The sequence below is a fragment of the Stenotrophomonas sp. YJH_SMC_64 genome (assembly GCF_059371375.1).
Genome location: NZ_JCAFUN010000011.1, coordinates 166,817 through 183,047, shown reverse-complemented (window position 1 = coordinate 183,047; position 16,231 = coordinate 166,817). Strand labels below are relative to the sequence as shown.

The 16,231-nt window shown below is 67.1% G+C and carries 11 protein-coding genes; 5 read left to right on the top strand and 6 right to left on the bottom strand.

Annotated elements, in window-relative coordinates:
* Complete coding sequence (locus tag AC5P9L_RS13775; RefSeq protein ID WP_060380462.1) at positions 1-1,596, top strand: alkaline phosphatase D family protein; 1,596 nt, start codon at positions 1-3, stop codon at positions 1,594-1,596.
* 23 nt (positions 1,597-1,619) lie between these two features.
* Here AC5P9L_RS13775 and AC5P9L_RS13770 read toward each other — a convergent pair whose 3' ends face one another.
* The 4 genes from AC5P9L_RS13770 to AC5P9L_RS13755 all read right to left on the bottom strand — a co-directional run bounded on the left by AC5P9L_RS13770 (position 1,620) and on the right by AC5P9L_RS13755 (position 8,505).
* A complete protein-coding gene (locus AC5P9L_RS13770; RefSeq protein WP_262102008.1) occupies positions 1,620-3,728 on the bottom strand; it encodes a phosphocholine-specific phospholipase C in 2,109 nt (702 codons plus the stop codon).
* A gap of 8 nt (positions 3,729-3,736) precedes the next feature.
* On the bottom strand, positions 3,737-6,115 hold the full coding sequence (locus AC5P9L_RS13765) for a TonB-dependent receptor (RefSeq protein WP_262101994.1): 2,379 nt from the start codon (positions 6,113-6,115) through the stop codon (positions 3,737-3,739).
* A 120-nt stretch (positions 6,116-6,235) separates the two neighbouring features.
* Entirely contained in the window at positions 6,236-7,162 is a 927-nt protein-coding gene (locus tag AC5P9L_RS13760; RefSeq protein WP_088431303.1) for a c-type cytochrome, read from the bottom strand.
* Positions 7,159-8,505, bottom strand: a complete 1,347-nt coding sequence (locus AC5P9L_RS13755; RefSeq protein ID WP_088610881.1) for a c-type cytochrome — start codon at positions 8,503-8,505, stop codon at positions 7,159-7,161. Before AC5P9L_RS13755 ends, AC5P9L_RS13760 begins: the two co-directional genes overlap by 4 nt.
* Before the next feature lie 183 nt (positions 8,506-8,688).
* Here AC5P9L_RS13755 and AC5P9L_RS13750 point away from each other — a divergent pair, with 183 nt between their 5' ends.
* Entirely contained in the window at positions 8,689-9,807 is a 1,119-nt protein-coding gene (locus tag AC5P9L_RS13750; RefSeq protein WP_005409039.1) for an alpha/beta fold hydrolase, read from the top strand.
* Between the two features lie 81 nt (positions 9,808-9,888).
* Here AC5P9L_RS13750 and AC5P9L_RS13745 read toward each other — a convergent pair whose 3' ends face one another.
* Positions 9,889-11,028: an MFS transporter gene (locus AC5P9L_RS13745; protein ID WP_012479749.1), complete on the bottom strand. Its 1,140-nt coding sequence runs from the start codon at positions 11,026-11,028 to the stop codon at positions 9,889-9,891.
* 184 nt (positions 11,029-11,212) lie between these two features.
* Here AC5P9L_RS13745 and AC5P9L_RS13740 point away from each other — a divergent pair, with 184 nt between their 5' ends.
* On the top strand, positions 11,213-11,908 hold the full coding sequence (locus AC5P9L_RS13740) for an alpha/beta hydrolase (RefSeq protein ID WP_005412954.1): 696 nt from the start codon (positions 11,213-11,215) through the stop codon (positions 11,906-11,908).
* A gap of 132 nt (positions 11,909-12,040) precedes the next feature.
* Entirely contained in the window at positions 12,041-14,245 is a 2,205-nt protein-coding gene (locus AC5P9L_RS13735) for a TonB-dependent siderophore receptor (RefSeq protein WP_012479751.1), read from the top strand.
* Positions 14,246-14,289: 44 nt separating this feature from the next.
* Here the strand turns inward: AC5P9L_RS13735 and AC5P9L_RS13730 are convergent, their stop codons facing one another.
* Complete coding sequence (locus tag AC5P9L_RS13730; protein WP_012479752.1) at positions 14,290-14,991, bottom strand: pirin family protein; 702 nt, start codon at positions 14,989-14,991, stop codon at positions 14,290-14,292.
* 140 nt (positions 14,992-15,131) lie between these two features.
* Here AC5P9L_RS13730 and AC5P9L_RS13725 point away from each other — a divergent pair, with 140 nt between their 5' ends.
* Positions 15,132-16,052, top strand: coding sequence for a LysR family transcriptional regulator (locus AC5P9L_RS13725; RefSeq protein WP_005409044.1), 921 nt, complete (start codon positions 15,132-15,134; stop codon positions 16,050-16,052).
* The last annotated feature ends 179 nt before the right edge of the window (positions 16,053-16,231 follow it).

Genomic DNA, 16,231 nt, shown 5'->3' with positions numbered 1-16,231 from the left:
GTGGAGACGATCAATCGCAGGCGATTCCTGGCCCTGGCCGGCCTGTCCGCTGCCGGTGCCTGGATGGGCACGGCACACGCGCTGGCCGCGCAGGCCGATGCCACCGCGCTGAACCCGCGCAACCTGCTGGCCAAGCCGCGCTTTGCCAGCACACCCTTCACCCTGGGCGTGGCCTCGGGTGATCCCTCGGCCGATGGCATGGTGCTGTGGACGCGCCTGGCGACCGAACCGCTGGTGTTCGGCGGCGGCATGCCGACCCGGCCGATGCTGGTCGAGTGGCAACTGGCCGCAGACGAAGGCATGCGCAGGGTGGTACGCCAGGGGACGGCGATGGCGCATCCCGAACTCGGCCACGCCGTGCACGTGGAGCTGGACGGGTTGGCGCCCGGACGGCCCTACTGGTACCGCTTCAGCGTCGGTGGCCACGCCAGCGCGGTCGGTTGCACCCGCACGCTGCCCGCAGCCACGGCCGCGGTGGATCGCGTGCGCTTTGCGGTGGCCGGTTGCCAGCACTACGAAGAAGGCCACTACACCGCGTGGCGGCGCATTGCCGAGGAACCGCTCGATTTCGTCTTCCACTATGGTGATTACATCTACGAAGGCGAAAGCCAGCCGGGCCTGCGGAAGATGAACGGCCAGCCGTTCACCAACCTGCGCAACCACGTCGGCCCGCAGATCTACACGCTGGATGATTACCGCCGCCGCTACGCCCAGTACAAGAGCGATGCGGACCTGCAGGCCGCGCATGCGGCGGCACCGTGGTTCGTCACCTTTGACGACCACGAAGTGGACAACAACTGGGCCGGCGCCGAAGACCAGGATGACACGCCCAGCGAAGTATTCCTGCTGCGCCGCGCACAGGCGTTCCAGGCCTACTACGAGAACATGCCGTTGCGCCGTTCGGCATTCCCGCGCGATGGCCACATGCAGATGTACCGACGTGCACGCTACGGCACGCTGATGGACCTGCACCTGCTCGACACCCGCCAGTACCGCAGCAAGCAGGTGAACATGGCGCTGCGTGACGAGGTGGAATCGCCGAAGCGCAGCATTGTGGGGGCGAAGCAGGAGCGCTGGCTGTTCGACGGCCTGGCCGATGCCGCACCGCGCTGGCACACCATCGCCCACCAGGTGGCGCTGGGCAACTACATGCGCGAGAAGGACGGGGTGGTGCAGTCGTCCGACGACCAGTGGTCGGGCTATCTGGACAGCCGCCGGCGCCTGCTCGACCACATCCAGAAGGTGGGCTTCGGCAACGTGGTGACCGCCTGCGGCGACGCGCATCGCCACTATGCCAGCGATCTGGTACAGGACCACCGTGACTCGGGCGTGGTCTCCAGCGAGTTCCTCGCCACGTCGATCACCTCCGGCGCCGATGGCCAGGGTGTGGACGCGTATGCCAGGAACCAGCTTGCGCACAGCCCCTATCTGAAGGCGACCACCGACAAGCGTGGCTACGTGCTGTGCGATGTCACCCGCGATGCGTGGATCGGCGACATGAAGACGCTGGATACCGTGATGCAGCCGAATGGCGCGGTGCAGAGCTGGAAGCGCTATGCGGTGGAGCACGGCCGGCCGGGGCTGCAGGAGGCCTGAATCTACCGCTCTACAGAGATCCTTCAATCCTGCTCGAACCGCAGTGGTTCGCTGCCCATCGCCGGGTCACTGGTGCCGGGGCGCCCATCCTCGGCGCGACCGGCCAGGCGCAGCATGCTCTCGCCCGCGCCGATCTGCAGGTCATACCAGCCCGCCGTGGGCGTTGCGTCCCACGCCAACGCGGTTTCCGCGTGTGCGGGCAGTACCAGCGCCTGATCGGGCATGTGCCCGGCATAGGCACCAGGCTGCACACGCACCTGCTGCGCGCCGTCACCCAGGTTGCGCAGCCGCAGCCGCAGTTGGCCATCCGTGCGATCAATTGAAGCCTGCAGCGCAGGATCCTTGGCCGCCCCCTGGAAGTGGCGGTGGAAGCCGTTCGGGCCCAGCAGCCACAGGTCATAGCGGTCCTGGGCATCGAGCGGCCAGCGCTCGCGCAGCGCCATGCCCGGCAGCAGCGTGTAGCGGCGTGGCACCGCATCCAGCCGCAGCCGGTCGTAGACATGCAGCACCGCCGCCGCACCTTCGCAGGCCAGCGCCAGATCCACGCCCGAGGCGTCGACCGCAGCCATCGATGCCTGCGGCCGATAGGGCAGGGCGCGTGCAGGGCGTACGCCGACTTCCTGCTTCGCTGGTTTCAGCCCCTCCGGCAGCGCCGGCACGGTTCGCCCTGGCAACGCAGCGGCGCGTGCGGCCACCGCGCTCACGTCGGGCAGGCCGCGTACGAACGGGCGGGTATCGCGCTGGGCGAAGTCGAAGGCACCCGTCAGGTCACCGCAGACCGCGCGGCGCCACGGCGAGATGTCCGGTGCCGCCACACCGAAGCGGCGTTCGATCAGTCGAATGACCGAGGTGTGGTCGTAGACCTGCGAGTCGACCCAGCCACCCCGACTCCACGGCGAGATCACATACAGCGGCACGCGCGGGCCCAGTCCATACGGGCGGCCGCGCAGTTCGGCGGCATCGTACTTCTCGTCGCCCGGTGCGGGATGGCGGTGGTATTCGCCCTCGGTACTGACCGAGGACGCACCCGCCCAGCCGCCATCCACCGGCGAAGGCGGTGCCGGTGGCGGCATGTGGTCGAAGAAGCCGTCGTTCTCATCGAACATCAGCAGCAGGGCGGTGCGGCTCCAGACTTCCGGATCGGCAGTCAGCGCATCCAGCACGCGCGCGGTATAGGCCGCGCCCTGCGCCGGACTGGAGGGTCCGGGGTGCTCGCTGCCGGCCGCGTCGGCGATGATGAAGCTGACCTGCGGCAGGCGCCCGTCGAGTACGTCCTTGCGTAGCTGTGGCAGGCCACGGGTGCTGACCCCGCGTGCGCGCAGTTGCGGGTCATGCCCGGGTGCAGCACTGTACGCCCGACGGAACGCCTCGAAGCCGGCCAGCGGGTTGTCGGTGAAGTTGTCCGCCATGTCCTGGTAGATCTGCCAGGACACGCCGGCCTTCTGCAGGCGCTCGACATAGCTGGTCCAGCGGTATGACGCCGGATGCCCGCCGTGTTCGGGGAAGTTGTCATGCGAGTTGGCGATCACCGGGCCGCCGGCGCGGGCCTGTGCATCGTTGTGGCCGGTCCACAGGAACACCCGGTTCGGGTTGGTGCCGGCCTGCATCGCGCAGTGGTAGGCGTCGCAGATCGTGAACGCATCGGCCAGCGCGAACTGGAACGGCATGTCGCTGCGCTGGAAGTAGCCCATGGAGTGGTTCTGCTTGGCCTTCGGCCAGTGCCCCATGCGGCCGTGGTCCCAGGCGCGCTGCGCATCGGGCCAGGTGTGCGGCGTGCCTTCCACCCGCATGTAGCCGAAGTGCGCGGCGGTATCCAGCGGGAACGGTGCGATCGCCCGCGTGCCACTGGCATCGGGCTGCAGCCACAGGTTGCGCGCGCGGCCACCGGCCTGCAGCGCGGGGGCCGGGGCCACGAAGCGGTCACCGAAACCACGTACGCCCGGCAGCGTGCCGAAGTAGTGGTCGAACGAACGGTTCTCCTGCATGAACACCACGATGTGCTGCAGGTCTTCGAGGCTGCGCGTCTGCGCGGCGGGGGCGATCGCTGCGGCCCGGGCGATGCTGGGCAGCAGCGGAGAAAGGCCGGCGGCAACGCCGGCCTGCAACAACCGGCGTCGGCCGATATCGGTCACGGGCTCACTCACAGGTCCACGCGGAAGGAGATGCCGACGGTGCGCGGGGCGCCGATGAAGGCGTTGTCGCGGCCGTCCACCCCCGCAAGATACCGCTTATCGGTGAGGTTGCTCACCACCAGGTTGGCACCCATGCCCTTCAGGCGCGGCGACAGGCCCTGCAGGTCGAAGCCGATGTTGGCGTTGAACACGGTGGCCGAGGGCAGCTTGTCGACGTTGGCGGCATCAAGGTAGCGCGTGCCCAGGTACCGTCCGGAGAGGCCGAAGTTCCAGTTGGCGCCCTGCCAGTCGGCCGACAGCACCAGGGTGTTCTCCGGCTGGCCGATCACCTTGGCACCGTCGACGATGCCGAGCTGCGTATCGCGTGCGGCATTGCCACTGCCCAGGTATTTGGAGCGGTTGTAGGTGTAGGCCGCGTTGATCCGCCAGCCATTGTCCCACCCATAGCCGAACGCCGCTTCCAGGCCGTTGCTTTCCACGCCACCGAAGTTCTCGTAGACGCCGTCGGTCTCGCCCAGGTAGTCGATGCCGCTGACGAAGCCCGCCGGCAGGTAGACGATGCGGTTGTCGAACTTGATGTTGTACAGGGTCACCGAGGCGGTCAGCGGCCAGCGGCTGATGCGCATGCCCACTTCGATGTTGTCGGCGGTCTCCGGTTCGACATTGCGGAAGCGCTGCGGGTCGGTCTCGCCAAGTACGCCTGAAGGAATGGCGGCGAAATTCTGCGAGAAGCCGGCGAACAGCTCCATGCCTTCCACGCCCGGTGCCCAGGTGAAGCCGGTGGACAGCAGCGGATCGGACCTGGAATCGGATTTGACGTGCTCGCTGGCACCGATCACGCGGCGGCGCGACTGGTCGACGAAGAACTGCTTCACGCCCAGGCGGGCACTGAACGGCCCGAAGCGGGCCACGTCCTCGACGTAGTACATCTGCTCGTCAACCTTGTACTTGTCCTCGAACTGCACCCAGTACGGCTGGTGGTCGAAGGCGATGTCCTGGCCGACATTGAGCAGGCGGTGCCAGTCACGGCGTGCCGAACGGTCCAGCTTCTCCACCCACAGGCCGCCGCGGATCGTGTTGTCGATCGCACCGAAGGTCTGCCGCCATTCGACGTCGGCGGTCACGCCCATGCGGTCGTTGTCGTAGTGGGTGTGGCGGTAGGACTGCGCGCCCAGCACGTTGCCCGCGTAGCAGTTCGGATCGTACTCGGCGGTGAAGCCCAGGCGCGGGGTGCAGCTGGCCAGGCGCTGCGCGGCGCTGCCATCGGGATTGACGAAGAAGATCTGGCCACGGTTGCTGCCGCCGTACACGGTCTTGCCACCGAGATATTCCGATTCGGGGCGGCCCGCACCCTCATCGCTGACCTGCGCCAGGTAGGGTGGCAGCCAGTCGCCACGACCTTCCATGCGGTGCCCGTAGGCGGCCACCGAGGCCTTGAACCCGTTGCCGCCGTCGAAGGCCGCACGCAGGTAACCAAAGGTGTTCTCGCGCAGTGCACGCGAGCCGGAACGGTAGTTCTGGTCCAGATACGGAATGCCGGTGAGGGTGCCGACCAGGTTGTCGCGATCCGGATTGGTGGCAAAGCCCTTCGGTGAGACGCTGGTGTATTCCGGCTCGTCGGCATCGTTGTAGGACAGGTAGCCGGTCAGGGTCCAGCGATCCAGTTCGGTGATGAACTTGCCGGCGATGTGGTCGTTGCTGGCGTGGCCGGTGCCGTCGATCCAGTCGTGCACCTTCGACGAGGAGGCGCTGATCCACGCGCGGGTGTGGCCGCCGAGCAGGCCGGTGTCGTAGCGCACGTAGTACTTGCGCGCATCGTTGTCACCGGCGCCGACCACGAAGCGCAGGCGGCTGTCCTGCAGCGGATCGCTGGTGAGGAAGTTGAGCGTGCCGCCCAGTGCTTCGTTCGATCGCGAGGAGATGTCAGCGGTGCCTTGGCTGACTTCCACCGTCTCCAGGTCGAGGGTGTCGATGTAGCGGTTGGCCAGCGAGCCGCCGCCGTAGCCGGAGCCGCCGTTGGGCAGGCCGTCGATGGTGGTGCCGATCTGCTGGGTATCACGATTGGTGACGAACCCGCGCATGCTGATCTGCGTGCCCCACACCGACGAGCCGGTGGCGTCGGCCTCGCTGACCACCACGCCGGGTACTTCGTTGAGCGCATCGTTGACGCTGCTCATCACGGTCTGCCTGTTCAGTGTTTCTGCGCGCACCGACGTCTTGGCGTAGCTGGTGGCCTGGCCGATCACCTGCACCTGGTCGAGGGTACGCGCATCGCTGCTGCGCGCTTCGCCCGTATCGCCCTGCGGTGCTTCTGCGAGGGCGTCCAGGGCGGGGGCGATCAGCAGGGCAAGCAGCGAAACACGGGGAAAGCGCGCAATCGTTCGCATCGATACCGGACCTTGGGGGGAGAGAAGCCCCCGAGTGTCGACAGCACCAATGACATCGACATGACGTAGAGATGCAGGAACCGTGTTGTGTGACGGCCGACGCCCCCGGCCGCCTGCCTGTCAGTACCGCGCGTCCTTGGGTTTCGGGTCGCGCGGCCAGTCCTTGGCCTTGTTGGCGAAGTCCGGGCGTGGCTGGTTGATGAAGTAGCTAGCGATGTCCACCGCATCCTGGTCGGGCATCACCTGCTGCCCAAGCGGCGGCTCGCGGGTCACCGCCGGTGGCATGTTGTGCTTGATGAAGCCGGCGGCCTTGTACAGGCGCGCCATGCCCGCGCCGATGTTGAAGCTGTGGTCGCCCCATAGCGGCGGGAAGGCGATGTCACCGCTGGCGTCGCGCCGTCCTTCGCCGTTGTCGCCATGGCAGGCGGCGCACTGCACGGCGTACAGCGCCTGGCCGCGGACCGGGTCCGGGGTCAGCGTGCTGTCGATCGGTCCCTCACTGGGGGCGGCTACCTTTGCACCTTCTGGCACACGACTGCTCAACCACGCCATGTAATCGAGCATCGCACGCATCTGCGGCGAGTCCTTCGGCAGCGGCTTGCCGTTCATCGAACGCTGCAGGCAGCCGTTGATGCGCTCGGTCAGCCCGATCACCTTGCCCGGACGCGGCATGTAGCGCGGATAGGCGCCGCCGCCGGTATTGAAGTAGTGATTGCCGAAAGGCCGCTTGCCCTCAGCCATGTGGCACGAGTTGCAGTTCAGATCGTTGCCGACATTGTCCGGCAGCAGCCGTGCGGTCTCGTTGAGGATACGGCGGCCGAGCATCACCGATTCGGCATTGCCGAGCCCGGCGATTTCTTCGGCGCTGGGCGCATGGTAGTGGCCGACCACCTTGCCCTGCGCATCGAGGATATCGATCGTGCTGGCCACGGCGGCATCCAGGTCCGGGTACAGATGACGGTAAGCGAGGGTACCGGCGCCGGCCAGCAGCACGAGGGTGATCGCACTGCCGATCAGCAGGCGGGAGCGTTTGCGCGAACGTTTCATCGTGCGGCCTCCTGCGGAACGTAGTGCACCGGCTTGTCGCGCACCACCCGGCGCATGCGCGCCACGTCGACCTCGCTCACTGCACTGGCGTGGTTGCCCCAGCTGCTGCGGATGAAGGTCAGGATCTGTGCCAGCTGCGCATTCGGCAGCTGCTCGAAGCCGGGCATGGTGAAGGCCATGCGGTCATGCGGGGTATGCGGCGTGCGGCCGCCGATCAAGGTCACCTGCACCAGCGAGCTGGGGTCATCGGCGAACACGATCGAGTTGCCGGCCAAGGCTGGATAGACGCGCGGCATGCCGCGCCCGTCGGCGCGGTGGCAGGCCTGGCAGTGCTCGGCATAGGCCAGCGAACCGGCCACGCGGTAGTCGCCGCTACGCAGTGCGGCGGTGGTGGTGTCGGTACCGGGCGACCACTGTGCGCTGCGTCCTTCGCGGGCGGGCAGCTGCTTCAGGTAGCGCGCCATCGCCAGCAGGTCGGCGTCGGACAGGTACTGCGTGCTGTGCTCGACCACGTCGGCCATGCCGCCGAAGGCTGCCGAGCGATCGGTGCGACCGGTGCGCAGGAAGTCGACGATCTCGCCCTCGCTCCAGCTGGCCAGGCCGGTCGACTCGTTGCGCAGGTTCTTCGCATACCAGCCTTCCAGTACCGAGCCGGACAGGAACTGGCGGCTGCCATCATCGGCCATCGCCTTTTCCTGGAACGCCAACCCGCGTGGCGTGTGGCAGGCACCGCAGTGGGCCAGGCCTTCCACCAGTTCGGCGCCGCGCTGCTGGCTGGCATCCAGCGACGGATCCGGGTTGAACGTGCGCGGGCGTGCGAACAGCAGCTGCCACCAGGCCAGTGGCCAGCGCATGTTGGCCGGCCACGGGATCGTGCTGTCGGCGTTGTCCTGCTTCACCGGTTGCACCGAGCCCATGAAGTAGGCGTACAGCGCCTTGATCTCGGCGTCGCTGGCGATCACGTACGAGGCGTACGGCATGGCCGGATACAACGGCTGCCCATCGTGGCGGATGCCGCGACGTACCGCGCGCTCGAAGTCGGCGTAGTCGTAGGCGCCAATGCCGGTGTCCGGATCGGGCGTGATGTTGGTCGAGTAGATCGTGCCCATCGGCGTCTGCATGCCGAGGCCACCGGCGAACGGCTTGCCGCCGGGCGCGGTGTGGCAGGCCGCGCAGTCCGCCGCGCGCGACAGGTATTGTCCCTGCGCGATCAATGCCGGATCGTGGATGTCGACCTGCGCGGCCTGTCGCGGTGCGAACCAGTAGGGCGTGGTGCGGGCGACGCCGTAGGCGGCGGCCAGCGTGGCGGCCAGGGCAATGGCGAGCTTGAACGAGGTGCGCATGGCGGCACTGTGGGCAATCCCGCGCGCGCGTTCATTGATCCGGATCAATGACTGAACAGATACAGCTTGTACACCAAGCTGAATCGTTCCTGCGTTGTCATCAAGCCGTCATCCATGCGCGATAGATGGCCCACGCGCGCGTCGCTAATCTGCCCCGCTGTCGCACCTTTTCCCCGATTGCCCATGAAGCGCCTGCTGCTGTTGTTGCTGGCGTGCGCCGGCCTGTGGCTGGCTGCATGCTCGTCCTCGATCAATGCCTCGTCCACCTCGCTTGCCGATCGGCTGATCGCGCCGGGTGGCGTATCGACCCTGCTCGATCGTCCGCGCATTGCCGCGGCCATTGCCGAACTGCCCAATCGCCACGGCTTCGCGCCGGGCCGCGATGGCGTGCCGATCTTCTGGCGTGTGTTCGATCCTGGCGATTACGGCGCGCGTTACCACTACCTGCCGCAGCGCCACGAGAACGGCCTGCCGCTGGATACCGGCCTGAGCCTGGCAGTACCGCAGCCGTTCCGCGCGCAGGCACCGCGCGGTACCGTGGTGCTGCTGCACGGCTGGATGATGAACGGTGATTCGATGCTGCCGTGGTCGTTGCAGTTGGCCGAATCCGGCTACCGCGTGGTCACGCTTGACCTGCGCAACCATGGACAGTCCGGTACCGGGCCGTCGGGCTATGGCACCTATGAATCCGACGATGTGGTGGATGTGATCGGCGAGCTGCGCGCGCGTGGTGAAGTAACCGGCCCGCTGTACCTGTTCGGCGTGTCCTATGGCGCCGCCACAGCGGTATTCACCGCCGACAAGCTCGGCGACCAGGTGGAAGGGGTGGTGGCGATGGAATCGTTCGCCAATGCCGGTGTGGCGATCCGCACGATGATTCCACACCTGATGGGACTGCAGCCGGAAGGCCTGAAGGCGCAGGCGATGGCGTCGTACGCGCGCTGGCGCTACGGCGGCCAGGACATCAACCAGGTGATCGCCGCCGCCAGCCGCCGTATCGACGTCGATCTGGACCGCGTGGATGTAGCGCGCGCGCTGGCCGATACCCGCGCCTGCGTGCTGCTGCTGCACGGCCAGGGCGACCAGCACATTCCGGTCAGCCAGGGCCGCGAACTGGCCCAGGCCAACCCGCGCGCGCACTACATCGAGATGCGCGGCGAGGACCACATCACCCTGCCGCTGCGGCTGGACCTGCTGGCCGGCGTGGTCGATGACTGGATGGCGCGCGATGAGCACCACCCGAAGAGCGCCTGTCCGGCCCCACAGCTGCCGGCCCAAGCCGAGTGGCTGGCCCACCGCTGAAAAAAGGGGACGGAGGGGATTAAGTCGTTTCCCGCACAGCTGGGCCATAAACGACTTAATCCCCTCCGTCCCCTTTTTCTGTCAGGCCACCCGTCGTGCCAGCGAGCGGGCAGACGCCGCGACGCCCAGCAGCAGCGCGGCCACGCACAGGAAGGCGAAGCCGAGGCTGGTGCCGTGTGCCAGTGCACCGATCGCTGCCGGACCGGCAAGGATGCCGGCGTAACCCAGCGTGGTGACTGCGGTGATGGCGATGCTCTCCGGCATCACCCGCTGCTGGCCGGCCATCGAGAACAATGCCGGCACGATGTTGGCGCAGCCCAGCCCGACCAGCACATAGCCCGCCAGCGCCACCGGGAACGAGGGCACCAGCGTGGCCAGGGTGAAACCTGCTGCGGCGGTGATGCCGCCGAAGACCAGGGTGCGGGTGCGGCCGAGGCGCTCGACGATGCCGTCGCCGAACAGGCGCATCGCGGTCATCGCCAGGGTGAACAGCGCGAAGCCGGCGCCGGCCTGGTCACGCGGCACTTGCCGCACTTCGGCCAGGAACACCGCGCTCCAGTCCAGCATCGAGCCTTCGGCGAGGAACACCACGAAGGCCAGCACGCCGATGAACAGCACCACGCCGTGCGGCAGCGCCAGCAGTGGGCCGTCGTGCAGGATCCGTTGCGGGCGCCAGTGCGGCGCCGACAGCACCGCGACCAGCAGCAGTGCCGCCACCGAAACCAGCGCGGCCAGCCACAGCGGTGTACCCAGGATCAGCAGGCCGGTCATGCAGCCTGCGCCGACGAAGCCACCGATGCTGTAGAAGGCGTGGAAGCCGGACATCATCGCGCGCCCGGCGTCGCGCTCGACCGCGACCGCCTGCATGTTCATCGCACAATCCAGCGCACCGACGCCGGCGCCGAACACGAACAGCGCCGCACCCAGCGCCACCGGCGAGGGCGCCAGCACCAGCAAGGGTAGGGCGCACAGCATCATCGCGCAGGTGATCACCATCACCCGGCGGCAGCCCAGCCGCCCGGTCAGCGCGCCCGCCAACGGCATCGCCAGCAGCGAGCCGAGCCCAAGGCACAGCAGCACGGCGCCGAGGCTGGCGTCGGACAGCCCGGCCTTGGCCTTGGCGTAGGGCACCATCGGCGCCCATGCGGCGGTGGCGAATCCGGGAATGAAGAAGGCGGCGCGGGTGGCGTGCTGCTGGGCACGTGGGGATGAAGGCGTCATGCGCGATGCGAAGCTCCAAGGGACGTTTATGGAAACGTTTTCAGGTCGGCTCGGCAAGTGCCATGCGTGACATCGGGCGACGCATACGATTGCAGTGACCCGCTCGCGTCACTGGCGATTAACGTCGCCCACGGACAGTGGCTGCACGGTCGGCATCCCGCCGGCCGCTGCCGGAGATCCGTACATGAGCACGACACCGACCATCCTCCTCGTCCATGGATTCTGGGGCGGGGCCGCACACTGGGCCAAGGTGATCCTGGAACTGCATCGCAACGGCCACGACCGTGTGCAGGCGGTAGAACTGCCGCTGACCTCGCTGGCCGACGACGCAGGGCGCACCCGGAAAATGATCCGGCAGATCGACGGGCCGGTACTGCTGGTCGGCCACTCCTATGGCGGCGCGGTGATCAGCCAGGCCGGTAACGAGCCCAACGTGAAGGGCCTGGTCTACATCGCCGCGTTCGCGCCTGATGCCGGCGAGAGTCCCGGTGGCATCACCCAGCAGCACCTGCCGGAGGCGGCACCGAACCTGGCACCTGACAGTGATGGCTACCTGTGGCTGCGTGCGGACAAGTTCCATGAGAGCTTCTGCCAGGATCTGAGCGAGGACGAAGGCCGGGTGATGGCCGTTACCCAGAAGGCACCGCTGGCCAGCACCTTCGGTGATGCGGTCAGCGACCCGGCGTGGAAGCACATGCCGAGCTGGTACCAGCTGTCCCGCCAGGACCGCATGATCGCGCCGGAAAACCAGAAGGCCATGGCCGCAAGGATGCAGCCCAGGCGCCTGCTGGAGCTGGATGCCAGCCATGCCTCATTGGCCTCGCAGCCGAAGGAAGTGACGGCGCTGATCCTGGAGGCGTGCGCCGCCATCGGCGGCTGATAGCTGCGGCAGCGCGTTGCACGACAGCCGCGGCGCAGGGGAGTACACTCCTGCGCCGCGGCTGTCCGGCCGCGTCCCTCTCTTCCCTCCAGCCGCCGCCAGAGGATCCCACCCTATCGTGGAGGTCCCGCCGTGCTGTCTGTGCCTGTTGTCCATACGCCGTCCCCCTTGCCGCGTCGCCGCGCGTTGCCGCAGGCGCTGGCCCGGGGTTTGCTGATCGCTGCACTGGGCAGCAGCGGTATTGCTGCTGCGCAGTCCAGTACGGATCCAGCCAAGGATTCGCAGGCGCCTGCATCACAGACCCTGCAGACCGTGCAGGTCACCGCCAACCTGCTCGGTACCATCACCGAGGGCAGCGGCGCCTATACGCCCGGCACCATTGCCACCGCGACCCGCCTGGTGCTGACGCCACGGCAGACCCCGCAGACCATCAGCGTGATCACCCGCGCACAGATGGATGACTTCGGCCTGCACGGCATCGACGACGTGATGCGGGTGACCCCCGGCATCAGCATCGTCACCTACGACAGCGAACGCACCGAGTACTACGCGCGCGGCTTCGCGATCCAGAACTTCCAGTACGACGGCATTCCGATGTCGCGCAATTCGGCGTACTCCGCCGGCAACACGCTCAGCGATACCGCCATCTACGACCGCATCGAAGTGCTCAAGGGCGCGACCGGCCTGCTGACCGGCATGGGCGATCCGGGTGCGACCATCAACCTGGTGCGCAAGAAGCCGGGCAAGGACTTCGCCGGCAGTGCTTCACTGGGTGTCGGCCGCTGGGACGACTACCGCGCCGAGCTTGATGTGGGTGGCCCGCTGACTGCCGATGGCCGCGTGCGTGGCCGTGCCGTGGGTGCCTGGGAAGACAAGCGCTCCAACCTGGACAACTACCAGCGAACCAGCAAGGTCGGCTATGCCGTGGTGGAAGCCGATCTGGGCGATCGCACGCTGCTGTCGGTCGGTGGCGACGTGATGGACAGCGACCCGAAGGGGTCGACGTGGGGCGGCATTCCGCTGCTGGACAGCGCCGGCAACTTCAACCGCATGCCGCGCTCGTTCAACAATGGTGCGCAATGGGCCGGCTGGCGCCAGTACGTGCGTACCGGTTTCACCACGTTGGAGCACACGTTCGCCAACGATTGGATTGCCAAGCTGCAGCTCAACCACCAGGTCAACGGCTATGACGCCGCATTGGCCGGTGCCGCCGCCGGCAATCCTGATCCGTTGACCGGCGAGGGCGTCAGCCTGTGGCTCGGCAAGTACGTTGGCAAGACCGTCAGCAATGCCGCCGACTTCTATGTGAGCGGGCGTTTCGGCCTGTTCGGGCGAGAGCATGAGCTGGTGGTCGGTGGCAGTGCCTCGCGCAAGCGCTGGACCAATACCGGCTACGGCCCGCAGGCGGGGTTCCCGGATACCGTGCCGGACTACAGGACCTGGAATGGCGACATTGCCGAACCGCAGTGGCAGCGCACCTATGACAACAATGAAGTGACCCGCGAGAATGGGCTGTACGTGGTTGGCCGCTTCGATCTGGCCGATCCGTTGAAGCTGATCGTCGGCAGCCGCCTGGCCAGTTACCGCTCGCCGGACACGCGAGAGACCGGCGTCCATGTGCCCTATGCCGGCGTGGTCTACGACCTCGGCGAGCATTACTCGGTGTATGCCAGCTACAGCACCATCTTCAAGCCGCAGGGCGAGCGTGACGAGCAGGGCAAGGCACTGGATCCACTGGAGGGCCGCAGCTACGAGGTTGGCCTGAAGGCTGAGTTCTTCGATGGACGCCTCAATGCCAGTGCGGCGCTGTTCCAGCTTGATCAGGACAACTTCGCCCAGCCCACCGGCGGCAAGACACCGGATGGCCAGGATGCCTACCGCGCCTTGATGGGCGTGCGCACCAAGGGTTACGAGCTTGAAATGTCGGGTCAGCTGGCCGAGGGCTGGCAGGTGCAGGGTGGGTTCTCCCACAAGATTGCCCGCCAGGCGGGCACCAAGGTGACCACGCTGGAACCGGAGAACCAGTTCAGCCTGCACACCCGCTACCGTCTGCGTGGCGCCTGGCAGGCGCTGACGCTGGGTGGTGGCGCACGCTGGCAGGATTCGACTTTCGGCGAGATCACCAACCCGGCCACGCGGGCCAAGGTGGTGCATCGCACGCAGCCGTACTGGTTGCTCGATGCGATGGCGCGCTACCAGTTCAACGATCGCCTGTCGGCCACGGTCAACGTCAACAACCTGCTCGACAAGCGTTACTACACGATCTTCAACTGGTACAGCACCTACACCTGGGGTGAGCCGCGCAACGTGCGGTTGAGCTTGAATTACAGGTTCTGACGCAGATGCGCCCGCGATGCTCTGCAGCATCGCGGGCGATGTGGTTACAGCGGCAGGTCGAACACCAGCACTTCGGCATCGTTGCCGTTTTCCAGCGTCAGCTGGGCTTCGTCGCTGACCTGCAGCGCATCACCGGCTTCCAGGGTGATGCCGTTGACCTGCAGCTGCCCACGGGCCACCTGCACATAGGCGCCACGACCGTTGCCAAGCGCATGGTGCAGCTTCTGGCCGCCATCGAGGATGGTGGCGAAGATGCGGGCATCCTGGTGGATGCGCAGCGAACCGTCGGCACCGTCCGGCGAAGCGATCAGGCGCAGCTGGCCGCGCTTGGTCTCCGGTGCGAAGTGGGTCTCCTCGTACGACGGCGTGATGTTCTCGGTGTCCGGGAAGATCCAGATCTGCAGGAAGTGCACGGTATCGTCGGCGGAATGGTTGAACTCGCTGTGGGTGACGCCGCTGCCGGCGCTCATGCGCTGCACGTCGCCGTAACGCAGCACCGAGCCGGTGCCCATCGAGTCCTTGTGTTCCAGCGCACCGCCCAGCACGTAGGAGATGATTTCCATGTTGCTGTGGCCGTGGGTGCCGAAGCCCTGGCCGCCGATCACCTTGTCTTCGTTGATCACCCGCAGCGGGCCGAAGCTGACGTAGCGCGGGTCGTAGTAGTTGGCGAAGGAGAAGGTATGGCGCGAGGACAGCCAGCCATGCTCGGCCAGGCCACGGGTAGCGCTCTTGCGGATCTGCAGCATGATGGAATCTCCTTGTTCGATGGTTTCGATGGGGCGGGGTGGGCCAGTAGCCGCTGTGTTTCCCCGTTGGAGAGAAGTATCCGCTTGCGCCCGGGGTTTGAAAAACGGATAGTTTTGACGTCCATCATCGAAAAATTCGAATGCTCAAGCTCAGCCTCGATGCCCTGCAGATCCTGGATGCCATCGACCGCCGCGGCTCGTTTGCCGGCGCCGGCAAGGCCCTGCACAAAGTGCCCTCGACCATCTCCTACACCGTGGCCAAGCTGGAGGAGGACCTGGGTGTTCAGCTGTTCGACCGGGTCGGCCCGCGCGCCGAACCGACCGAGGCCGGCCGCGCGCTGCTGGACGAGGGCCGGCACCTGCTGCGCGCCGCCCGCGAGCTGGAACTGCGGGTGCGCCGGGTGGCGTCGGGCTGGGAGACCGAACTGACGCTGGCGGTGGATTCGGTGTTCCCGACCTGGCTGCTCGGCCCGGATATCGCCGCGTTTCGTGAGGCCGAGGCACCGACCCGGCTGCGATTGATCGGCGAGGCCCTGTCCGGCACCTGGGAGGCCCTGCTGGACCGCCGTGCCGACCTGCTGGTCGGCGCGCCGGGTGAGGGCCCCAGTGGCGGTGGTTACGTGGTCGAGCCGCTGGGCACGGTGGAGTTCGTGTTCGCGGTCGCGCCCGGTCATCCGTTGGCCGCAGTGCCGGGTGTGCTGGGTCGCGAGCAGCTGGTCGAGCACTGCGCGATCGCGGTCTCTGATTCCGCGCGCAGGCTGCTGCCGCGCACGGTCGGCTTGTTGATGGGGCAGGAGATGCTGACGGTGCCGGACATGGCCAGCAAACTGAAGCTGCAGTGCGAAGGCGTGGGATTCGGTTTCCTGCCCGAACCGTGTGCGCGCGCTGCGGTGGCGCGCGGCCAGCTGGTGATCCGTGAGGTGGAGGAACACAAGCCGGAGGAGACCTTCTGGCTGGCCTGGCGCACTGGAGAGGATGGCGCCGCACTGCGCTGGTGGCGCGAGCGCCTGCGCAGGCCGGAGCTGTTGTCGCAGTGGTGGCAGGCAATGGCCAGGGGGTAGGTGTACAGCAGGGCTGCGCCCTGCACCCGCTACGATCCAGAGCAACAGCAACAGCAACAGCAACTGCAACAGCAGAAGCTGGTTTCCTGAGGGATGGCGGGGTGGGTCCGGTTGCGGGAGACGCCGTAAACCCGTCCTTGGGGGCTTGGCCGCGGCATCCATGCCGCGGACACTCCCGC

Excerpts from the sequence above, each read along its gene's own strand:
- AC5P9L_RS13755 (WP_088610881.1), bottom strand. The coding sequence starts at position 8,505 with ATGCGCACCTCGTTCAAGCTCGCCATTGCCCTGGCCGCCACGCTGGCC.
- AC5P9L_RS13730 (WP_012479752.1), bottom strand. The coding sequence starts at position 14,991 with ATGCTGCAGATCCGCAAGAGCGCTACCCGTGGCCTGGCCGAGCATGGC.
- AC5P9L_RS13750 (WP_005409039.1), top strand. The coding sequence starts at position 8,689 with ATGAAGCGCCTGCTGCTGTTGTTGCTGGCGTGCGCCGGCCTGTGGCTG.
- AC5P9L_RS13760 (WP_088431303.1), bottom strand. The coding sequence starts at position 7,162 with ATGAAACGTTCGCGCAAACGCTCCCGCCTGCTGATCGGCAGTGCGATC.
- AC5P9L_RS13765 (WP_262101994.1), bottom strand. The coding sequence starts at position 6,115 with ATGCGAACGATTGCGCGCTTTCCCCGTGTTTCGCTGCTTGCCCTGCTG.
- AC5P9L_RS13745 (WP_012479749.1), bottom strand. The coding sequence starts at position 11,028 with ATGACGCCTTCATCCCCACGTGCCCAGCAGCACGCCACCCGCGCCGCC.
- AC5P9L_RS13740 (WP_005412954.1), top strand. The coding sequence starts at position 11,213 with ATGAGCACGACACCGACCATCCTCCTCGTCCATGGATTCTGGGGCGGG.
- AC5P9L_RS13725 (WP_005409044.1), top strand. The coding sequence starts at position 15,132 with ATGCTCAAGCTCAGCCTCGATGCCCTGCAGATCCTGGATGCCATCGAC.